Source organism: Spirillospora sp. CA-108201 (assembly GCF_050936235.1).
GTDB lineage: Bacteria > Actinomycetota > Actinomycetes > Streptosporangiales > Streptosporangiaceae > Spirillospora.
Map to the genome: position 1 here is coordinate 7,990,541 of NZ_JBNJNE010000001.1, position 20,207 is coordinate 8,010,747.

Below are 20,207 nucleotides of genomic sequence, written 5' to 3' on the forward strand. Positions count from 1 at the left end.
GCATCTGCCGGGAATGTTCTGTCGTGAGGCTCATGGACCGTCCTACGTTCGGCCCGTCCGGCAGGAGACCCACGCGGTGAGGACGGTCAGACATGCGGCCCAGAAGATGGCTCTTCGTGGTCGCCTCGGCGGCGTCGGCGGGAGCGGCGGCCGTGGCGTTCGCGGCCTCGGCGCCCGCCCGGGCGCAGGACGGGCCCCGCGCCGGAGAGGCCCCGGCCTGCGCGGACGGGACGACCGTGCGGACCGACAGGGGCCCGGTGTGCGGGACGGCGGGGGACGGTGTCAGGTCCTGGCTCGGCGTCCCCTACGCGGCGCCGCCCGCCCGCGGGGTGGACGTCCACTCTTGGGGCGACCTGGCGCGGCGGCCCGTGCCCGCAGCCGCCCGGCCTCGGGCCCGGCTCGACCAGCGAGGACTGCCTCACGCTGGACGTCACCGCTCCGGAGAGGACCGACGGGAGGCCGCTGCCCGTGATGGTCGAACTGCACGGCGGCGGGTTCCGGCTCGGGTCGCCGTCCGACGGGACGCACCTCGTCAAGGAGGGCGGCGTCGTCAACGTCGGCGTGCACTACCGGCTCGGAATCTTCGGGTTCATGGCGCACGAGGGGTTCGGGAAGCACGCGGGCAACTACGCGCTGCGCGACCAGCAGGCCGCGCTGCGGTGGGTCCGGCGCAACATCGCGCGCTTCGGCGGCGACCCGCGCAACGTGACGATCTACGGCGCGTCCGCCGGAGGGTCGAGCGTCTGCGCCAACACCGCGTCCCCGGCAGCGAAGGGCCTGTTCCAGAAGGGCATCGCGCAGAGCGGCGAGTACAACCCGCTGCTCGGCGAGGACGTCCAATGGCAGGCGCAGGACTGCAAGGCCGAGCTGCCGGGCGAGGCGGAAGGCCGGAAGGCCGGTGAGCGGTTCGCCGCCGCGCTCGGCTGCGGGGACGCCGCCTGCCTGCGCTCCCTGCCCGTCGACCGGCTGCTCAAGCAGGCCGGCGACGGCATCGGCCCGGACGCCGGGACGCAGGGCCCGGTCGTGGACGGCGAGATCCTCCCGATGTCGCCCGGCCGGGCGTTCGCCGAAGGGAAGGTCAACAAGGTCGCGCTGATGCACGGCGTCGACCGGGACGAGGTCCAGCCCCCCTCCGCCGACACCCCGGAGAAGTACCGGGAGTCCGTCCGGCGGCGGTACGGGCCGCTCGCGAGCCGCGTCCTCAAGCTGTACCCGCTGGAGCGCTTCCCCGCCCCGTCCGCGTTCATCGCCTACCGGACGATCGTCGCCGACTCCAACTCCGTGTGCCCGGCGCTCCTCAACGACGAGCGGCTGGCCGAGCACATCCCGGTGTTCGCCTACCAGACCGACCACGCCGACGCCCCGCCCATGTTCTTCCTGGACCCGGCGAAGCCGAACGGCTCCTACCACGTGAGCGAGAGCCCGTTCCTGTCGCCGTTCCCCGGCGGCGCCGAGCCGACCGCCGACCAGAAGGCGTTCGGCGCGCAGCTCACCGCCCAGTGGACGGGATGCGCCCGCACCGGGAACCCCACCGTGGACGGGACGCCGTACTGGCCGCGCTTCACCCGGCGCGACCCGGCCGTCCTGTCGCTCGTCCCGGCCGGGGACAGCCAGGTCACCCACGAGATCGCGGAGCAGCACCACTGCGGCTTCTGGAACCGGCACGCCCCCTTCGCGGCGCGGCCCAGTACCCGAAGGTCTGCCGCCTCGGCCACCCGCCCGCCGTGACGTCCACCCCCGGCCTCGTCTGGGAGGGCGGCATGGACGGCAAGATGCGCGCCTCCTCGTCCCGCACCGGCGAGGTCCTGTGGAGCTTCGACACCATCGCCGACTTCCCGACCGTCAACGGCGGCGTCGCCCGCGGCGGCTCCCTGGCCGGCGGCGGAGGAGCGGTCGTCTCGCACGGCATGGTCTACGTCCTGACCGGCGACATGTTCACGTCCTACCCGGGTGACAAGGGCCACGCCCTCCTGGCCTTCACCCGCTGACCGGGACGCGGGCGACGCCGCAGAAGGCGTCCACCTCGGGCGGCTCGTCGAACGGGGACGGCTCGGGACGCCAGCGCGACACCGGCACGACCCCCGGCTCCAGCAGCTCCAGGCCGCCGAAGTACCTGGCGATCCGATCGGGGGAGCGAAGGTTGTAGGCGACGCCGCCCGCCTCGACGTAACGGGCGATCGCGCGGGCGCGGGCGGTGTCGTCGGCGCCGTCCGCACCCGGCGCCCCGAAGACGTCGCTCCCGTCGTTGACGACCACGTGACTGCCCGGCGCGAGGGCCCCCACCAGCCGCGCGAGCACGCCCTCGGGGTCCTCCCCGTCGGTCAGGTGACCGAGAATCCCGAGTAGCAGCAGAGCGACGGGCCGGTCGAAGTCGAGCGTCTCGGCGGCCTTGGCCAGGATCACGTCCGGCTCGCGGATGTCGGCGTCGATATAGGACGTGACCCCCTCGGGCGCGGAGGTGAGCAGCGCGCGGGCATGCGTGAGGACGAGCGGATCGTTGTCGACATAGACGACGCGCGCGTCGGGCGCGATCCGCTGCGCGACCTCATGGGTGTTGTCGACGGTGGGCAGGCCGGTGCCGACGTCGAGGAACTGCCGCATCCCGACCTCGCCCGCCAGGTACCGGACGGCGCGCCCGAGAAAGGCCCGCGAATGCCGGGCGATGTCCACCTGGCCAGGAAAGATCGCCAGGAACTCGTCCCCCACCTCCTGGTCGATGGGGTAGTTGTCCTTCCCTCCCAGCCAGTGGTTCCAGATCCGCGCCGAATGCGGAACGGAAGAGTCGATCCGCGGATGCTCGGTCATCGAAACCCTCCAGAGGCGGAGATCGTCGCGGCCGCCCAGGATTCTATTGCGCTCCCGCCCGAGCCGCGGTCCCCGCCTTCGGACGGCTCGCCGGCGACCTCCGAGGCCGTCCTTGCCCGGTGATACAACATCGACCGTCACCGCCGAAGGAGCCTTCACCGTGGATGCCGCCAGCAGATCTCCCGCGTCGGTACGCGAACAGATCGTCCATGAGCACGAGTTGCTCGCGGCGACCGAAGCGTTCGCGTTCTTCCTGGAGCGCGTCGACGCACCCGAGACCGATCTGGCCCGCGAGTGGGACGCCTACCTGGCCCACCGGGACGAGGCGCGGACCCGGGCGCGAGAGCGAGGGCGGACCGCCCTCGAACGGTTCGATCGGCGGCTCGCCTCGCTGCCGATCGACGAGGCCCTGCGGGCCGTCGCCGCCGACACCGCGTTCTGGCACCCGGGCACCGCCGCGGTCCGGGAGCAGCGCGTCCTGCTCAACGAGCCCGACGTGGAGCAGCGCCTCCTCGCCGCCATCTTCGGTGAGCCGCTCGACGAGCCGGGCGCCTCGCATCGCGAACGGGCGCGCGAACGTCTCGAACGGGCGCGGCTGGCGGCCGAGGAGCGCGACTACGAGCGGTGGAGGGCCGACCTGCCCCCCGGCGAGCGGCACGCCCATCCCGCGAGGGGCAACCCCGCCCGATACGCCTACGCGCGCGCTCCGCGCCTCGACGTCAGCCGCCCGCCCGAGCGCAGCGTCGAGTGGGCCATCCGCTCCCAGACCGGCGTCGGCGAGGGCCCGATCCCCGAGGAGGCGCTCGACGCGGTGGACGGGTTGAGCCTGACACTGCACCAGCCCGCCGACCTGACACCGCTCGGGCGGTTGCGCAACCTGTCGTGGCTGTCGGTGCACTCGACCGTCCCGGTCGACCTGGTGACGCTCGCCTCCACCCTGCGTCCGGCGCGGGAACTACGGGATCTGACGATCGACGCCCCGGTCGGCGACATCACCCCGCTCGCCCGGCTCACGCAGTTGCGGAACCTGAGACTGGAACACACTCACGTCACCGATGTCGGACCTCTAGCCGACCTGACGCAACTGTCTGACCTGTCCGTCTGCGACGGCCCACTGTCCGACCTCACCCCGCTGTCCGGGCTGCGCCTGGGCCGCCTGTTCGTCTACCGGACGCGGGTGAGCGACCTGTCGCCGCTGTCGGGAATGCCGACACTGACGGTGCTCGGCCTGGCCGGCTGCCCGGTCCGGGACCTGACGGTCGTCACCACGCTGCCCGCGTTGCACTTCGTCAACCTGCGCGGGACCCCGATCACCGACCTCGGCGACCTGCCCGAACGGGCGCCCGAGGTCACGTTCGAGGGGGTGAACGAGCACGCCGGCGACGAGGCCGGCACCCGAGAGACCACGGCGGCATCGGCCGGTGCGGGCGCGCCGGCGGAACCCGTCCCGGACGCCCTGGCCGCCGACCTGCTCGCCGAGTTCCGTACCGTCGGCGACGACCATGCCCGGCGAGGACGGCTCGAACGGGCGATGCTGGCCGGCCGGCGCCTCGATCTCGTCCAAGAGATCATCGGCGATGATTTCCAGAGCGCGGGTTCGACCGTGGTGGGGCTGCTCCTGACGGGTGCCGCCGGGGACGTTCCGTTCCCGGACAATCCGTGGGGAATCCCACCTGCCGCCGACCTGACGCAGGCGCTGCGTCAGGTGTGGGAGCCGGTCGCCGGACTCGCCCCCCGGTTCGTCCGGACCGTCCATGACCGGACCCTGGGCCTGGCCCTGTTGATCGACGAGAGCGGCACGCACGCCCTCGGCTACTTCACCTGGCGGTCGGACAGGGGCGTCGACGCGCCGGCGGGCCTCGACCAGTTCGCCGACCCGGCACGGGACCACCACCTGTCCCTCGTGATCGGCTCCGCTCCGCATGCCGCCGACCCGACCGCCGTCATGCCGCTGCTGGCGGGACCGGTTCCCCTGCCGATCCGTGACTTCTGGGCGGTCCATCACGTCCTGGACACCGGCTTCGACCGCATCGGCGGTGGCCTCGACTGCAACACCCTGGAGTTCTTCGCCGACGACGGTTGGAGCGTGGTGGCCGAACGCCTCGACGGACACCCGCCGGACCGGTTCGTCCACTCCGTCGGCAACGGTAACTACGACATCTATGTGCTCGACCTGGACATGCTCGACAGCGCGGGCAACCCCACCGTCGCGCACTGGGCCTTCAAGGAAAGGGAGATCGGTGATCACAAGCAGTACTGGGAATGGCTCGACGGCACCGGCGCCGACCTGATCTTCCGCCCCTGACCCGGCGGGTCGAGGCCGCGAGGCACCGCGACGGCGTGGCAGTCCCCGGGGGCGGGGCGCCGGGCTTGGATAATGAGGAGCGGGTCGACGGCTTCCGGGGGGTGCTCATGGTCAGCGAGAACACTGCCAGGCTGGCGGTGCTCATCGACGCCGACAACGCGCAGCCCGCGATCGTCGAGGCTCTGCTGGCCGAGGTCGCCAAGTACGGGACGGCGCACGTCAAGCGCGCCTACGGCGACTGGACCGGCACCAGCCTGCGGGGCTGGAAGGAGCGGCTGCTCGACCAGTCGATCCAGCCGGTCCAGCAGTTCGCCTACACCAAGGGCAAGAACGCGACCGACGCGGCGATGGTCATCGACGCGATGGACCTGCTGTACTCGGACCGCTTCGACGGGTTCTGCCTCGTCTCCAGCGACAGCGACTTCACCCGCCTGGCCGCGCGCATCCGCGAGTCCGGTCTGACCGTCTACGGGTTCGGCGAGCGCAAGACGCCCAAGCCCTTCGTCGCGGCGTGCGACAAGTTCATCTACATCGAGAACCTGCTGTACGACCAGGACGCGACCACCCCCGCCGCCGCGACGCTGAAGCCGGCGCCCCCGACCCCGGCCGCCAAGCTGAAGAAGGACGCCGCCCTCGTCAACCTCCTCCGCAACGCCGTGGAGGCGGCGTCCGACGAGGACGGGTGGGCCGCCCTGGCGTCCGTCGGCCACATCATCACCAAGCAGCGCCCCGAGTTCGACTCCCGCAACTACGGCTACGCGAAGCTCAACGAGCTGATCGCCGCGACGACGCTGTTCGTCCTGGACCGCCGCAGCCCCGGCGACGGCAAGGCCAACATCATCTACGTCCGCGACAAGCGCCACCAGGACAAGAAGCCGTCCTGACCCTGCTCGGGCTCGCCGGCGTCCTTCCGCGGGTGTTCAACCGTCGCCTGGTCCGGCCCGCAGCCGCGGTGTGAGCCTGCCGCCTCCGTTTCGAAGAAGGAGATCGACAACTGGCGGGTCGGGACGTCTCAACGGGGTGCGTTCGGTGTGAAGACGCCGATGCCGTTGGCGACGGCGCGTTCCGATCCGTCCGAGGGGGTGTTGCGGACGGTCGCCTCGGGCTCGCCGGGGGAGCGCGCGACGAAGGTCGACGAGCCGCCGCCGTCGAGGTTCACGGCGTCGTCGGCGCCCGCCTTGTCCAGCAGGGACGCCAGTTCGGCGACGGTCACGCCGCCGCTCTGCTCGGACCTTCCGTCCACCACCACGAGGTAGAAATGGCGTCCGTCACGGCTCACCCCGGCGGCCGTGCGCGGCGCCGGGCCGACGGCGCTCAGACCGCCGAGCGGCCTGCCGTTGCGCAGGATCGGGAACCCGCCGACGGCGAACCGGAAGCGGACCCCTCCGGTGAACCGGTAGGAGACCTTGACCCGGTCGCCGGTCTTGAGGCGGCGCAGCGCGCCGGCGCCCTTCTCCCGTCCGACGAGCACGGTCGTGCCGGACGGGATCGCGCCGCCTCCCACCGTGCCGGAGACCCCCGTCACCACGCCCCGCCGCACGGTCACCTCGGCGGTGTCGGTGCTGCACGGGTCGTTGCGCACGACGTCCGTCCCGCAGACGGCGCGCTGCCGCGACACTTCCCCCCATTCGGGACCGAACGCCCCGACGCCGCCGACCGGGAGCGCGTACTGGTTGAGGCCGCGCAGGGCGATGGACCTCCTGCCGGCGCGGACCGTCCCGGTCAGGTGCAGGCGCGCGACATGTCCGCGCCGGTCGGCGCCGACGCCGATGACGTCCTCGGCGGACGTGCCGGGCGGCAGTGCCGGGCCGAACCGCTGCCCGTCGGGCACGGCGCCCTTGAGGGGACGGCCTTCGTCCACCTCGGGCCCGGACGACGATCCCGTGGGCGCCACCCCGGTGTGGGTCTCGCTGATGTTGAAGAAGTCGCCGTTCACCCCGGCCACGGCGTGCTGCGCGTTGGCCATCGCCGACACCGTGCGGCGCGCGGCGACCACGGGCGGACGCAGGAGCCCGACCCCCGCCCGCCGCAGGTCGACGTCCACGAGACCCCCGGCGACCCGCCCGCCGCTGCCGGACGTTTCGAACGTCCGTAGCGTCGCCCCGGACGCGAGCTTCTCCGAGGAGGTGATCCGCACATCCCCGACCTCGGACGAGACCCGGGCCCGTGCTCCCGCCGCGTCGCCCCGCTCACCCGACCCCGCCCCGTCCGCACCCGGCGGGGGCACGTCGGCCCGCGCCGGTACCCCTCCGAAGCCGACCATCACGACTGCCACCGCCGCGGCCGCCCGCTTACGCGCCATTCGCTCGCCCTCTCGCTGACCACAGTGCGATTGATCATGGCGCGCGCACGGTTAAAACCTGGCCGCTCGCACGCTAACATCGGTGCAAGATACATCGACGTTTGCGATAGGCGTCGCGGAGAACTGCCTCAAACAGCGATCAGGTGGGTCCGCGCCGCGGCGAACCCACCTGATGTGCGGCTGGGCGGCTCAAGTCATGTGCACCGATCCGGCGGCGTGCGCCACCTCGGTTGTAAGCACCCAGAGGGCAGCCGTCAGGGGCAATATAAAGAGGCGTTTCATCGTTGAAAGCCTATCCTCTCCAATGAATCCGAGGGTTCCTCGGGGTCGTAAGGAAAGTATAGGGGGTCGAGGGCAGGACGGGGTGATTGATCGGCAAGTCGAGCGATCAATCTGCCAATGGGTCCTATGTCGGGTTTTCGTGTGACTTGGAGCTATCGGTAATCTAGTGCGAGGATCAATCCTTATGTCCCCGTGGCCTCGTCGAGGTGACGGAGGCGGTTTTTGAGAATCTCAGCCTCGGGCAGGTCGAGCGTGTCGAAGATCTGTGCGGCTTCCTGCCAGAAGGCCCGGGTCTTGTCGCGGCCCTGGAGGTGCAGGAAGGCGTTGCCGAGGCTCTCCAGCGTCTTGCCGATCTCGTCCGGCACGCCGATGCGGGCGGCGAGGTCGCGGGCGCGTTGGAGGTGGTCGACGGCGGCCGGGTACCGGCCGGACGCCGTCAGCGTCTCGCCCAGGTGACGGAGGGCGAGCGTCTCCTCGTACCGCTCGTTGATGGACCGTGAGATCGCCAGCGCCCGTTCATGGTGGATGAGGGATTCCCCGAATCGGCCGATATTGTGAAACGTGGCGCCGATGCCGATCAGTGTCTCGACCTGGGTTCGCCGGTCGCCCAGTTCCATCGCCAGAGCAAGCGCTTTCCGGTAGTTCTCCAGGGCCGTGTCATGGTGGCCCGTGTGCCTGCTCACATTGGCGAGGTTGATGAGCATGATGGCCCGATGCTGGGGCCCGAGTTCCGCCGCCGCGGCGGCCGTCCTCCCGTAGTAGTCCACCGCCCGGTCGACGGCGCCCATGCGGAGCATGAGGTCGCCCATGTTGTTGAGGGCCATCGTCCGGCCGCGCGGGTCCCCGATCTCGGTGAAGATGGCCAGGGCCCGCAGGCGCAGTCGCTCGGCCTCCCGGTACCGGCCCTTGTACTCCAGGAATATCGCGGTGTGGTCGAGGTTCGTCGCTTCGCCTCGCCGGTCGCCTAACGACCGGTAGATGGCGAGCGCCTCCTCGACGTGGGCGAGCGCCTCGGAAAAGCGGGAGCGATGCCAGTGAATGAGACCGATGTGATCGAGGATGTTGGCCTCGCCGTGCCGCTCGCCGATCGACCGGAAGACCGTCAGCGCATTTCCGGCGTCGTCCAGGGCGCCGTCGTACTCGCCGCTGCGGAACCGGACGAGGCTGCGGTCCGACAACGCGCGGCCGAGTCCGGGCCGGTCGTCCGCGTCGTGGAGGGCGCCGATCGCGCGGGAGTGGAGCCGTTCCGCCGTGTCCCAGTGCCCCTGTGACTCCAGGTATCCGGCGAGGGCGCGTGCGAGCGCGGTGACGTGGCCGGGCAGCCCGACGCGGTCGGCTTCGGCGGCGGCGTTCAGCAGGCAGTGGTGCTCGGCGGTGAACCAGGCGACGGCTTCCGCCTCGTCCGCGGGCGACCGGAGTTCCGGTGGCGCGGGGAGCGGAAGCGGGTCGCGGACGAGGCGGTGGGGGAAGAGCAGCCGGTCGGCCCGCTCGGCGGCGGCGAGGTAGAAGTCGAGGATCCGGTGGAGGGTGCGGTGGCGCTCCTCGTCCGGATCGGTCTCGCGGGTGAGGCGGCGGGCGTAGTCGTGCACGAGGTCGTGGAAGCGGTAGCGGCCGCCGACCGGCTCGACGATCAGGTGGCGGTCGAGGAGCTCCTCCAGGATCCGCTCGGCCTCCCGGACCGGGCGGGCGAGCGCGGCGGCGGCGGCGTGGGCCGTCAGATCGGGGCCGGGGTGCAGCCCGAAGGCGCGGAAGGCGTCCCGGAGCGGGACGGGAAGCCCGCGGTAGGAGACCTCGAACACGGTGGTGATCTCGCGTCCCTCGTCCCGCAGCTCGTCCAGTCTGCGGTCGTCGGGGATCAGCCGGGCGAGCAGGTCGCGGGTGCTCCACGCGCGGCGGTGCCGCAGGCGGCTCGCCGCCATGCCCACCGCGAGCGGCAGCCGCCCGCAGAGCTCGACCACCTCCGCGACGTCGTCGCCGGCCTCCGCGCGTGTGGCCCCAGCGATCCCGGTGAACAGGTCCGTGGCGTCCCGGACCGGCAGGACGTCCAGGGACAGCGGCCAGGAGTCGTGGAGTCCGGTCAGCCGCCGGCGGCTGGTCACGATCACCAGGCACCCGGCGGACGCGGGCAGGAGCGGCCTGACCTGGTCGTAGCCGGTGGCGTCGTCCAGGACGAGGATCGCCCGGCTCGCCGCCAGTTGGGACCGCCACAGCGCGGCCCGCTCGTCCAGCGCCCGGGGCACCCGGGTCGCCGGGAGTCCGATCATCCGGAGCAGGGTGTCGAGCGCGTCCGCGGGTTCCAGTGGCTTCTGCCGGGGATCGTGCGCGTGCAGGGAGAGGAACATGTGCGCGTCGGGGAAGCGATCGGCCAGGCGGTGCGCGAGGCGGACGGCGAGCGTCGTCTTGCCGACGCCGGCCATTCCGTCGAGGGTGATGACGGTGACCGTGGACGCGCCCGGTGAGCCGTCGGGCGCCTGGTCCCGGACGGCCGGCACCATGTCGAGGAGCTGGCGGAGCTCCTCGTCGCGTCCGACGAACACCCGCGGGTCATGAGGCAGGTTGTGCGGACGCCGGTCGACGCTCAACTGGGTGCCGGGGACGCGCAGCAGCGCGGGATCGGACCGCAGGATGCGCTGCTGGAGCTGCCGGAGCCCCGGGCCCGGATCCGTCCCGGACTCCTCCACGAGGAGGTCGTGGGTGCGCCGGTACACCTCCAGTGCCTCGGCCTGCCGGCCGCACCGGTACAGGGCCACCATCAGCCGCTCGACGGGCCGCTGGTCCTGCGGGTGCCGTTCGGTGAGGTCCGAGAGTTCGCGGACGTGATCGGCGTGGTTGCCGCGCTGGAGTTCCAGATCGATGCGGTAGAAGGCGGCGGCGAGCAGCTCCTGCTCCAGGACGTGGCGGGTGCGCTCGGCCCAGTCGCCGGTCAGGTCGGCGAGCGGTTCGGCGCGGCAGAGCGCAGCCGCCCTGCGGTGATGGTCCAGGGCGTACTCGTCGTCGCCGCTCTCGGCGATCGCCCGTGCCTGGTCGCGAAGCAATCGGAACCGGTGCAGATCGACCGATTCGTCTGCGACGTCGATCAGATAGGAGCCCTGCCGGGACACCAGGGCGGCGCCCTCGGCTCCTTCGAGTCGATGCCGCAAACGCGTCATATAGGAGTGGAGACCCTGCCGGGCTTTGGCGGGCGGGGTATCGCCCCATACCCGCCGTATGAGAATCTCAGCGGGTACGGGTTGCCGCGGAGTCAACAAGAGCGCGGCGAGCACGCACCGCTCCTTGGTCGTTCCGAGGTCGCGCCGCTGGCCGTCGATCCACAGCTCAACGGGGCCTATGACACGGAACTCCACCGGCGCCCCTTTGTGGAAATGTCCTCCTGAGGCGATTTTTGCATCGAGAGGGCGGTATGACCAGAGTTCTGGTCATAGTTCACATGGCCATCAGGGGCAGTCCCCACTTATCGAGTCAGGCCGACTGCAAGCTTTCGTCAAGTTCCCCGATCGACACTCGATTCCGGAGGGCGGATCATTTCCGATCCGCGACGGAGGAACGGATGACAACATCCAAGGTCAAAGGGGGTTCGTTGACGGGGACAATGGGTTTCGAATGGCGCCGGGCCCTGAGCCGCTTCGATGTCGGCTGGTGGGGCGGCCTGGGGGACCGGCGCACCGTGCTCATGGTGGTGGGCTCGCCCGAACTCGGCCAGCCCGCCCTGGACGTGGCGCGACTGGCGGGCGCCGATCCGCGGTTGCGGGTGCTCTTCACGGCGCTCCCGGGCCCGTCCGAGGCCGCGGCCGACGCGCTCCTCAGGGACGCGGGCACCGTTCCGCTGCCCTGGCGCGAGGCGAGGGCCGGCGACTTCGCCCTGGTGGTCGCCGCGTCCCCCGCGCCCGGGCGGGGACCGTCGGCGCCGATGATCGTGCTTCCGGGGCTGGACGCGGGACGCGCACCCCGTCCGGCGCTCGCGCGAGACGGCAGAGGGCCGGTGGTCCTCGCCTGCGCCCATGAGAGGGACCGCCGGATGCTGGACGAGGCCAGGGTGGCCGCGAAGGTGGTCGTGGTCGGCGACACCGTCCACGACCGGATCGTCGCGAGCCTCCCGTTCCGCGACTTCTACCGGCGTGCGCTCGGGGTGAGCCGGGGACGCAAGCTCGTCGTCGTGGCGCTTCCGGCCGCGGCCCTGGGGGGCCGCTGCGCGAGTGTCCGCTGCGGGACGGGGACTCTTGTGCAGCGCCTGCTCGCCGAACTGACGCCCGCCGGCCACCAGGTCCTCGGCCTCTACGAGCCGGGACCCCACCCGTGTACCGGCGGGGCGAGCGCGGCCGACCTGCGGAACGGTCTCGGGCTCCTGCCGCCGGAGGCCGACTGGCGCGCGGCCCTCGTCGCCGCGGACTGGATCATCGGCGCCCCGGGACCGGTGACGCGGTACGGCACGATCACCGGTGTCCCGGTGCTGCTCACCGACGCGACGGCTCCCGCGGCGGCGCACGACTGCGCGCTCCAGGCCGCGTGCGGTCTCCGGCTGACGGGGCACCGTCCGGTCCTTGAGCAGTTGACCGAAGCGGCGGCGCGATGGCGGCCCGACCACGCCGAAGCCGTGGTCAGGCGGATCACCTCGGAGCCGGGGCGGTTCGACCGCGCGATCCGCCGCACGATGTACGGGCTCCTGCGCCTGCCGCAGCCGGCCACGATCCCCGTCGCGGACCCGGTCTCGCCGCCGTTCCGCATCGAGTGCCCGGCCGACCATCCGATCGACGCCTGCCAGGGAGGCTGAGCATGGACGGCACGAGCGACACGTGGGTGCCGGGCCCCTTCGGACTCGACGCCGCAAGAGGATCGACGATGCCGGCGCAGCGCAGCGTCCTCGCGGTCGCGCACCATCTGACCGCGGCGACGCGGCTGGCGGACGTCATGCCGCTGCTGGAGACCGACCGGAGGGTGGCGGTCGCCTACACCGCCGCACCGTCGTCGATCTTCACCGGCGGGCTGGACGCGCATCTGCGGGAACTCGGCGGGCTGGTGCTCCCGTGGCGGCAGGCGGTCACGACCAGGTTCGACCTTGTCGTGGCGGCGAGTCACGGGCGGCTGGAGAACCTGCACGGGCCCGTCATGACGCTCCTGCACGGGGCGGGCCCCGGCAAGCTGCTCGGTCGCCTGCGGGGCGCCGGCCCGCCCGCGGCACGACCTGTCACGGGCCTGATCAGGGAGCGGATCGTCGTCGCGGGACGGGTCGTGCCCTCGTCGATGGCCCTGGCACACGAGCGGCATCTGAGGATGCTCGACCACGAGTGCCCGGAGGCGCGGCCGGTCGCCTTCGTGTGCGGAGACCCCTGCCTGGACAGGCTGACGGCGAGCCTGCCCCACCGCGAGGCGTACCGGCGGGCGCTCGGCGTCCGGCGCGACCGGCGGCTGGTCTTCGTCAGCTCCACCTGGGACCGGGACTCGCTGTTCGGGGCGCACCCCGACGTGCTCCTGCGGTTGGCGTCCGAGCTGCCGCGCGACCGGTACCAGATCGTCGCGGCACTGCACCCGCACATCTGGTCCTGGTACGGCAGGAGGCAGGTGCTGTCCTGGCACACGGACTGCACACGGCTCGGCGTCCGGCTGCTGCCGCCGGAGGAGGGGTGGCGCGCGGCGCTGGTGGCCGCGGACCGGGTGATCGGCGACCACGGCTCGGTGAGCTACTACGGCGCCGCCTTGGGCGTGCCGGTGCTTCTCGGCACGTTCCCGGACGACAGCGTGGCGCCGGGGACGCACACCGCCCGGCTCGGCGCGGTCGCTCCGCGGGTCGACTGGAACCGGCCGCTCGTCCCCCAGCTCGGTGAGGCCGCGCACGCCTTCACCGGGCGGGTCCACGACGAGATGCGCCGGGACCTGAGTTCCCGGCCGGGAGAGGCGGCCCGCCTGATCCGGTCCGAGATGTACCGGCTGATGCGGCTCCCGGACCGGGCGCGCCCGCCGGACGTCTTACCCGTGCCGGCGCCGTGCCCGCCCGCCGGCCGCATGCGGGCGGCGTGATGGCCGCGCTGGTCCGGGTCTGGGACGGTCCGGCCGGCTCCTCGGACGCGGGAACGCCGCGGGTGCTGGTCGGCGGCCGGACGCTCGGGCTGGAGCGTGTTCCGGGACGTGGCGGCGCGCCGTCCCGGACGCCGCTCGACGAGCACCTGGTGGCGGGGCCCGACGAGGCGTCCCGGGACGTGCTGGCCTGCGCAGACGTGATCGTCCGTGCCGCGGGCGAGCCGGCCGGGCATCGGGCCGCCTTTCCGGGGTGCCTGGTGGCGGCCGTGAACACCGGGCGAGGATGCCTCCTCGCGGCGGGCGGCTGGTCGGCGCGACTCGTCCCGGTCCTCGGCCGGAGGTGCACGGACGAGGACGCGTCGGCGTACGCGTCGGCGGTGCACGCCTGGATCGTCGCGGGCCGTCCGCTCGGCGCGGTCACCCACCTCACCGTGGTCCGAGGCGGTGCCGTCGCGCGGGTCAGGGTTCGCCCTGCGGCGGCCGGGGCGGCTCCGACGGCCCGGATGGATCATCGCCGAGCCGCGCTCTGACCGGTGCGGCCTGCGGCGAGCCGAGTTCGGTGTAGATGGCGAGCGCCTGCTCCAGGTGGCGGCGCTCGTCCGCCGCCGCGCCCCGGTGCGCGGCCACCCGGGCCAGATCCTGCAACGCACCGGCCTCCACGTGGCGGGCGCCCGACTCCCGGGCGACGCCGAGGGACGCGCGGAACGCGTCGGCGGCCTCGTCCGGTCGGCCTGCCGCCAGGCGCGCCCGGCCGAGACAGGTCAGGGTCCTGGCCTGGTGGTACGGCTCGTCGAGCCGCGTGAACGTGTCGAGCGCACTGGTCAGCACCGCGTCGGCCTCGTCGTGCCGCCCCGCCGCGCTGAGGGCCTCGCCGATGTGGCGGTCCATCAGCGCGATGCCGCGCGGGCGGCCGAGCACGGTGTGCACGTCCCGCGCCTCCGTGAACAGGCCGACCCCCGAAACCAGATCGCCTGCGGCGAGGGCGACGATGCCGAGCCCCTCCAGCGCCGCCGCCTCGCCGAGCCGGTGACCGGTCCGTCGTTCCAGCACGAGTGCGGCTTCGTACCGGTCCCGGGCGGCCTCCATGTCCTGGAGGTTGAGCCAGGCCACGCCGAGCCCCTCCAGCATCCGCGCCTGGGCGCGCTGGTCGTCGCAGCTCCGCGCGGCGGTGAGCCCGAGCTCGTACGTCCGGATCCACGCTCGGTAGTGCTTGCGATGGAGGAACAGCGGCCACATCGCCTCGCAGAGCTGCCACGCGACCGAATGGAGCCCGATCTCGTGCGCCTCCCGCGCCGCGGCGGCCAGGTTCTCCCGCTCCCGTTCGAGCCAGGCCAGCGCCGCGGGGCGGTCGGTGAGCGCCTCGTTCCGCTGACCGGAGGCGTAGCGGTCACCCAGATGCCATCGCGTGGGCATCAGGAGCAGGTCGGCGGTGACGGCGGTCGTCAGGTACCGGTCGGCCAGCCGGGCCAGCGCGGCTTCCCGGCCGGACACCGCCGCCGGTTCGCGGGCCTTGTCCCGCGCATGCAGCCGGACCAGGTCGTGGAACCGGTAGCGCTCGGTCTCGGTCTCCAGCAGGAGGCTGGCGTCCACCAGGCCGTCCAGCAGTTCCGCGGCGCGGTCCTCATCGGTTCCGATCAGGGCCGCGGCGGCCGCCGCGTCGAAGTCGGGCCCGGGGTGGGAGCCGAGGAGCCGGTACGCGCGGGCCTGCGCTTCGTCGAGCGCCTGGTAGGACGTGTTGAACACGGCGTCCACCGAGATGTCCCCCTCTCCGGTGCGCAGGGCCGACAGGCGTCGTGCCTCGTCGCCGAGCTCGGCGACGGCGCGGGCGAGCGGCCAGCGCCGCCGGGCGGCCAGGCGGGCGCCCGACGCGCAGACCGCCAGCGGCAGCGTCCCGCAGAGAGCCACGAGCGATCGGGCGTGCTCGCGTTCGGCCCTGATCCTGTCCGCGCCGATCAGGCGCTCCAGCAGTTCCAGCGCACCCGTCACGCCGAGCGGATCGACGTCCACGAAGCGCGCGCCGTCCACGACGAGCCCCGACAGGCGCCGCCGGGAGGTGACCACGACCAGCGACCCGCCCGCGCCGGGGAGCAGCGGCCTGACCTGGGCCGCGGAGACCGCGTTGTCGAGAAGGACGATGAGGCGGCTTCCCGTGGTCATGGACCGGAACAGCGCCGCCTGCTCGTCGATGCCCGCAGGGATGTTCTCCGGGAGGGCGCCGAGCGCCCGCAGGAAGCGTTCCAGCGGCTCGTCCGGGGGAAGCGGATCGGCTCCGGAGAATCCGCGCAGGTCCACGAACAACTGACCCTCGTAATCGCTTTTCAGCTCGTGCAACCAGTGCAGGGCCAGCGTGGTCTTCCCCACGCCGCCCGCACCAGTGATCACGACGAGCCCCTGCCGCCCCGCGAGGGCGCGCAGTTCCGCCATCTCATCGTGGCGGCCGGCGAACAGCCCGGGCGGCGGCAGCTGCGCCGGAGCGGGAAGGGACGCGCTCCCCGGCATGGTGATGTGGACGCCGCCGGCGATGGAACCCGCCTGGACGCTGGAACCCGCTATCGTTCCGGTCAGTTCGTTGGCCCACCGGTCCCGTTCGTCGGGAGACTGCACCATCGATCCATCCCATGCCATGGCGGACGAGGGGATTCGCGCCCGATCCACTCTTCAAGGTACCTCGCCGTTCTGGAACGCCATTAATTGCCATTGCGGCCAGGAAAATTCAGCGAGCAATGCCGGATTCGGTAATTGGATTGCCGGGGTCGTCGTGATGAACTGTGAGGGTGACAGATCCGATGACCGTCGCAGTCGCGACCGCGATGGCGGGCAAGGCCGTCGAAATCGCCGGAGAACCGGTCCGTGCCGCCGTCGCCGAACTCTCCCGGCGCGTCCGGGAACGGTTCCGCGGACGTCCGGACGACGAGGAGGCCCTGGCGCGGGCGGCCGGCGATCCGGCTCCCGACCGGATCGACCGCCTCGCGGGCGCCGTCCAGCGCCTCATGGCCGAGGACCCCGAGTTCGGCACGGAGCTGCGGAACCTCTGGAACCAGGCCCAGACCAACGCCGCCGCGACGGACGACGGCGTGGTCAACGTGCTCAACGGCCAGGCCGGAAAGGTGATCCAGCTCAGGGACGTCCACGGTGACCTGAACATCGGCTGACGCCTCCTCCCGGCGCGGTCAGCCGAAGGCGGGGAGGCCGTAGCGGTCCTGGTCGGAGGGGCGGGGGGCCTCGGGTCCGTCGCGGCCCAGGCGGAGCATGCGGCAGACGCGGACGGTGCGGAACTCGCGGCCGCGGACGCGGAACACGTGGCCCGTCGTCGCCCGGACGCCGTCGGCGATCGCGGTCCACTCGGCGAGCTCGGCGTCGGACGCGGGGTCGCCCTGGAACTCGCGGAGCCTCGGCATCAGGTCGGTGAAGTGGCGCGCCAGCCGGTCGCGGGCCTCCTCCGGGTCGTCGCCGCCGGTGAGCGGGGCCCAGGCCTCGCCGTCGACCTCCACCGCGATGAAGGCGGGCGGGAGCAGGACGACTCCCGGGTGCGTGCGGACCGCGTGCCGCGCCTCGGTGCGGATCATGTCCGGGACGCTGCCGGTGACCGGCAGCCGCCCGACGAGGTTCAGCCGGAGCTGCGCCTCCCACCGGCCGCACGGCGCCGGCGGGTCGAGCAGGTGGTCGCGCAGGAGCCCGTCGGCGGCGAGGTCGGCGTCGGTGGACCGGGGCGGCTCCATCACCCGGTCGCCGAGCAGGATGAACTTCTCCACCCGGACCACGCGGTAGCGGCGGTCGCCGATCTCCCACTCGTCCTTGGCGAGCTGCTCGCCCTCCTCGGGATCGAGCCGCGCGGCCGCGGCGAGCATCGCCCGGACGGTCGGAGGGTCGGTCTCCCGCGCGGCGGTGGTGCGCAGGTCGATGGCGAGGTTGTAGCGGGCGGTGGCCGGGCCGTCCGCGCCCAGCGACCCGATCCGCCATTCTTTCCCGAACTGCACCGCGTAACCGAATTCGGGGGATCCTGCGGGAAAGAGCTTCGGATACCGCAGAATCCGCTCGCCGAGTTCCCGGTCCCGGACGTCCGCGACCGGATCGAGCCGAGCCACCACGTTGATGTGGTCGTACCCCTGCATCAGCGGGAAGGTCATGCCCGCATCCTGGCCGGATGCGGCACCGCCCGCACGGCTTTTCCCGTATTCGAACGCCGGAAAGATTCGATCTTGAGGGTATTTGTGGGGTTTATTCGAGGACCTATTCGGTGAGGGTGATAACGACTTTCATATCGTCCGGATGGGGGGCGAAGCGTCCGTCGTGGACGCGCGGCAGAGGTTTCCAGCGGGCCGTCCGGCGCGGGACTCAGGGAGTGCCGCACGTGACGGACGGGGCCGCCTGGTTCCCGCCCGGGGCGTTGACGGTGAACCCGAACGAGGTGGACGCCCCCGGCGCCAGAGCGGCGTTCCAGCCGGCCGGCTTCACCGTGACGACGTCGCCGCTCGTGCTCGGGGTCCCGTTCCACAGGCCGCTGACCTGCTGGCCCGAGCCCATCGTCAGAACGGCCGTCCACGAGCTGACCGCACCGGCGCCCGCCTTGATGGTCACCTGGCCGTTGAAGCCCGTGTTCCACTGCGCGGTGCGCGCGTAGGTGCAGGTGACGGCGCCCGGCTCGCCCGGCTCGCCCGGGTCCGTGCCGCCGAGGGCTTCGAGTGACGCGGCGTAGGCGGGCGTGGTCATGCGGATGTCCAGCTCGGTGATGTGGACGTCCACGCCCAGGTCGGCGAAGCGCGGCATGTTGGCCTGCATGTCGGACGGGACGCCCCCCAGCGTCAGGTGCGCCTGAAGGCCCACGCAATCGATCGGGACGCCGCGCGCCTTGAAGTCCTTGACCATGGCGTAGACGGCATTGAGCCCATTCCATCTTCAGTTGGCCTGGTGGTGGAGGGTGAGGATGGCCTGGACGATGGCGGTCAGTCTGCTGGGTGAACAGCGGGCCTTGCGCAGGATGTGCCAGTTCTTGAGCGTGGCAGCGCCCCGCTCGCCCTGGGCACGGACTTGGGCGTGATGCCGGTTGAACAGCTTCTTGGGTTTGCCCAGTGTGCGGTGCTTGCGCCGTTTGTACGGCGTGCCGATCGCGCCGCCGGCGCCGACGTATCCCTTGTCGGCGTAGCAGGCGATCGCTCGCGCGGTCAGGCTGGCGACGATGCCGTGGTGACGGGCGGCGGTCAGATCATGGGTCGATCCCGGCAGCGCCGGGGACGCCCAGATCAGTTCGCCGTGCGGATCGGTGAGGAACTGGACGTTCACTCCGTGCCGCCGGTGCTTGCCCGAGTAGAACAGCCGATCGTTCTCGCCCGACAGGCGGTCGGTGGCGATGAGGGTGCCGTCCAGGATGACGTAGGCCTTGCGCTGTGCGATCCGGAGGGCTTCGCGCAGGTCGGGTGCCTGTTCGGCGGGCAGTTCCACGACCTCGGTCACATACCGGTGTGCGGTGGCGGCCCCGACGCCGAACGCGGCGGCCAGGCGGGCGAAGGGTTCGTTGCGGCGTAGATGCACCAGCACCAGCAGCGCTTGGCGGTCCGGGCCCAGCACTCGCCACCGCGTTCCGATCTGGCGGCGGCGCTCGCGCACCAGCCGGGCCACGAACGTAAGGGTCTGGCGCGACAGATCGAGCGCGGCACGGTAGAAAAGCACATGAAGCTCCTGCGCGGACAAGGTTGATCTTGGTCGACAACCTCATCTAGCAGGAGCTTCACTCTTTACGGGCGCCTATCTGCCGTCCGCAACCAGCCCGTGACCTGCAGGCTCAGGTTGGAATTGCCTCATTGCTCTTCGCGTTCTGGCCGTCGATGTTGTAGTCGTTGTAGCAGAGCTTGGCGGCGGGGTCGGCCGAGCGCGCCGCCCGGAACGCCTCCTCGATGTAGCCGTCGCCGATGACGCGCTGGAACACCGAGTCGCGCCGCGCTCCGGACCCGTCCTGGAAGGCCTCGTTGACGACGTCCCAGTAGGCGATCTCGCCCGCGAAGTGGCCGGCCTCCCGCGCGACATGGGTGCGCATCGCGCTCAGCAGGTCGTCTCGCGAGGAGATGCCGCCGACCCAGCCCGGCAGCTGGCTGTGCCACACGAGGGTGTGCCCGCGGATCTTCATGCCCTGGGGAGTGCGAGGGCCACCAGCACCGCCAGGAGCAGTGCGCCCGCGCCGAGCAGCGCGATGAGTGCTCTCCTCATGGTCTCTCCTTGGGATGGGGGCGAGGACCTTCGAAAAGTTTCGCCATTCTTTCGACGGCCGACTGGAAAGTAACCCCAGGACCCCCGGGCGTCAACGTTCTTTCATCGCTTTTCAAAGGTCCCCGCGGCTGACCTGCGGTCGGAGTCGAGATCGTTTGTCGAAAGGTTTCGACCCGGCCGCCCGAGGCGGTGCGGCGCTCGCGACACCGTCGTCGGCAGGTGATCGGAATCGCACCTGAATCAGACGTATTCCTGATCGCGAAAATAGGCGAAAAAAGCGCGCCGCAGGCCGTTGAACAG

The 20,207-nt window shown here is 71.9% G+C and carries 16 protein-coding genes and 1 pseudogene; 8 read left to right on the top strand and 9 right to left on the bottom strand.

The window, feature by feature from the left end:
* Positions 1-279 precede the first annotated feature (279 nt).
* The gene (locus ACQEU6_RS38420; protein ID WP_499338610.1) at positions 280-1,728 is read left to right on the top strand and encodes a carboxylesterase/lipase family protein; all 1,449 of its coding nucleotides are present in this window, start codon (positions 280-282) and stop codon (positions 1,726-1,728) included.
* On the top strand, positions 1,725-1,988 hold the full coding sequence (locus ACQEU6_RS38425) for a hypothetical protein (RefSeq protein WP_499338611.1): 264 nt from the start codon (positions 1,725-1,727) through the stop codon (positions 1,986-1,988). Before ACQEU6_RS38420 ends, ACQEU6_RS38425 begins: the two co-directional genes overlap by 4 nt.
* On the opposite strand, the gene ACQEU6_RS38430 is transcribed toward ACQEU6_RS38425, so the two are convergent.
* Complete coding sequence (locus ACQEU6_RS38430; protein WP_499338612.1) at positions 1,978-2,805, bottom strand: SAM-dependent methyltransferase; 828 nt, start codon at positions 2,803-2,805, stop codon at positions 1,978-1,980. The two genes, ACQEU6_RS38425 and ACQEU6_RS38430, sit on opposite strands and share 11 nt — an antisense overlap.
* Positions 2,806-2,965: 160 nt before the next feature.
* Here ACQEU6_RS38430 and ACQEU6_RS38435 point away from each other — a divergent pair, with 160 nt between their 5' ends.
* Positions 2,966-5,110, top strand: a complete 2,145-nt coding sequence (locus ACQEU6_RS38435) for a hypothetical protein (RefSeq protein ID WP_499338613.1) — start codon at positions 2,966-2,968, stop codon at positions 5,108-5,110.
* Positions 5,111-5,175: 65 nt separating this feature from the next.
* Complete coding sequence (locus ACQEU6_RS38440) at positions 5,176-5,994, top strand: NYN domain-containing protein (protein WP_499338614.1); 819 nt, start codon at positions 5,176-5,178, stop codon at positions 5,992-5,994.
* Between the two features lie 128 nt (positions 5,995-6,122).
* On the opposite strand, the gene ACQEU6_RS38445 is transcribed toward ACQEU6_RS38440, so the two are convergent.
* The gene (locus ACQEU6_RS38445) at positions 6,123-7,412 is read right to left on the bottom strand and encodes a phosphodiester glycosidase family protein (RefSeq protein WP_499338615.1); all 1,290 of its coding nucleotides are present in this window, start codon (positions 7,410-7,412) and stop codon (positions 6,123-6,125) included.
* A gap of 464 nt (positions 7,413-7,876) precedes the next feature.
* Positions 7,877-11,038, bottom strand: a complete 3,162-nt coding sequence (locus ACQEU6_RS38450) for an AfsR/SARP family transcriptional regulator (protein WP_499338616.1) — start codon at positions 11,036-11,038, stop codon at positions 7,877-7,879.
* Between the two features lie 233 nt (positions 11,039-11,271).
* On the opposite strand from ACQEU6_RS38450, the gene ACQEU6_RS38455 reads away from it, so the two are divergent.
* Genes ACQEU6_RS38455 through ACQEU6_RS38465 form a run of 3 tightly spaced genes read left to right on the top strand, consistent with a single transcriptional unit; the run spans position 11,272 to position 14,236 of the window.
* On the top strand, positions 11,272-12,462 hold the full coding sequence (locus ACQEU6_RS38455) for a hypothetical protein (protein WP_499338617.1): 1,191 nt from the start codon (positions 11,272-11,274) through the stop codon (positions 12,460-12,462).
* A 2-nt stretch (positions 12,463-12,464) separates the two neighbouring features.
* The gene (locus ACQEU6_RS38460) at positions 12,465-13,706 is read left to right on the top strand and encodes a hypothetical protein (RefSeq protein ID WP_499338618.1); all 1,242 of its coding nucleotides are present in this window, start codon (positions 12,465-12,467) and stop codon (positions 13,704-13,706) included.
* Complete coding sequence (locus tag ACQEU6_RS38465) at positions 13,706-14,236, top strand: hypothetical protein (RefSeq protein ID WP_499338619.1); 531 nt, start codon at positions 13,706-13,708, stop codon at positions 14,234-14,236. Before ACQEU6_RS38460 ends, ACQEU6_RS38465 begins: the two co-directional genes overlap by 1 nt.
* On the opposite strand, the gene ACQEU6_RS38470 is transcribed toward ACQEU6_RS38465, so the two are convergent.
* Positions 14,166-16,313 carry an ATP-binding protein gene (locus tag ACQEU6_RS38470; protein ID WP_499338620.1) on the bottom strand — a complete coding sequence of 716 codons (2,148 nt, stop codon included), beginning with the start codon at positions 16,311-16,313 and terminating at the stop codon, positions 14,166-14,168. The two genes, ACQEU6_RS38465 and ACQEU6_RS38470, sit on opposite strands and share 71 nt — an antisense overlap.
* Before the next feature lie 179 nt (positions 16,314-16,492).
* Between ACQEU6_RS38470 and ACQEU6_RS38475 the strand changes: the two genes are divergently transcribed.
* Complete coding sequence (locus ACQEU6_RS38475) at positions 16,493-16,858, top strand: hypothetical protein (protein ID WP_499338621.1); 366 nt, start codon at positions 16,493-16,495, stop codon at positions 16,856-16,858.
* An 18-nt stretch (positions 16,859-16,876) separates the two neighbouring features.
* Here ACQEU6_RS38475 and ACQEU6_RS38480 read toward each other — a convergent pair whose 3' ends face one another.
* The 5 genes and pseudogenes from ACQEU6_RS38480 to ACQEU6_RS38500 form a co-directional block, all read right to left on the bottom strand.
* Positions 16,877-17,833 carry a DUF5954 family protein gene (locus tag ACQEU6_RS38480; protein WP_499338622.1) on the bottom strand — a complete coding sequence of 319 codons (957 nt, stop codon included), beginning with the start codon at positions 17,831-17,833 and terminating at the stop codon, positions 16,877-16,879.
* 208 nt (positions 17,834-18,041) lie between these two features.
* Positions 18,042-18,416, bottom strand: a complete 375-nt coding sequence (locus ACQEU6_RS38485; RefSeq protein ID WP_499340489.1) for a cellulose binding domain-containing protein — start codon at positions 18,414-18,416, stop codon at positions 18,042-18,044.
* A pseudogene (locus ACQEU6_RS38490) lies at positions 18,396-18,575 on the bottom strand (endo-1,4-beta-xylanase); the annotation flags it as partial. The gene ACQEU6_RS38485 and the pseudogene ACQEU6_RS38490, both read right to left, overlap by 21 nt.
* Positions 18,576-18,602: 27 nt before the next feature.
* Positions 18,603-19,373, bottom strand: coding sequence for a transposase family protein (locus ACQEU6_RS38495; protein ID WP_499340490.1), 771 nt, complete (start codon positions 19,371-19,373; stop codon positions 18,603-18,605).
* A gap of 112 nt (positions 19,374-19,485) precedes the next feature.
* Entirely contained in the window at positions 19,486-19,827 is a 342-nt protein-coding gene (locus ACQEU6_RS38500; protein ID WP_499338623.1) for an endo-1,4-beta-xylanase, read from the bottom strand.
* Positions 19,828-20,207 lie beyond the last annotated feature (380 nt).